Source organism: Caballeronia catudaia (assembly GCF_001544755.2).
GTDB classification, from domain to species: domain Bacteria; phylum Pseudomonadota; class Gammaproteobacteria; order Burkholderiales; family Burkholderiaceae; genus Caballeronia; species Caballeronia catudaia.
In genome coordinates, this window is the sequence record NZ_FCOF02000153.1 from 1 (window position 1) to 578 (window position 578).

The 578-nt window shown below is 65.1% G+C and carries 1 protein-coding gene; it reads left to right on the plus strand.

The window, feature by feature from the left end; genetic code table 11:
- Positions 1–9: 9 nt before the first annotated feature.
- On the plus strand, positions 10–578 hold a 569-nt coding region (locus AWB75_RS36550; RefSeq protein ID WP_143746713.1), incomplete at its 3' end, for a helix-turn-helix domain-containing protein.

Consider the following 578-nt stretch of genomic DNA (forward strand, 5'->3'; position numbering starts at 1 on the left):
GGAGATTTCGTGAACGACATCGATCCCAAAGCCCTGTTTCGCCTGTCGGTACTGGGGCCGCTCGTCAGCCGCGAGCGTCTCGGTCGCGGCGAACTGCAGTTGATCGTACGCCAGCTAGCCCATCAGGAGTACGCAATACCCGGTTCACGACGGCGCTATATCAGCGAGAAGACGCTGCAGGCGTGGTACTACGCTTGGCGGCGTCATGGACTCGCCGGCCTTTCTGACCGACCCCGCACCACCGCCGGCCAGTCGAAGTTGCCCGCCGCGATACAGAGCGCCGTGCTGGCCGCCAAGCGGGAGAACCCGCGCCGTTCAATCCGTCAGATCCGATTGCTGCTTGAAGCCGCCGGGCTCGTGCCGCACGACACGCTCTCGCGCTGCGCCGTGCACCGCCTGCTCAAGGCTCACGGGCTCTCGCGCATTGCTTCTCCCGAAGTCGTACCGGAGGAGAAGCGCAGCTTCGAGGCCGAGCACGCCGGCTCGATCTGGTACGGCGACGTGATGCACGGCCCCACACTGTCGTTCGGTGGGCGTCGAACGAAGACGTATCTCGTGTCGCTGATGGACGACGCTTC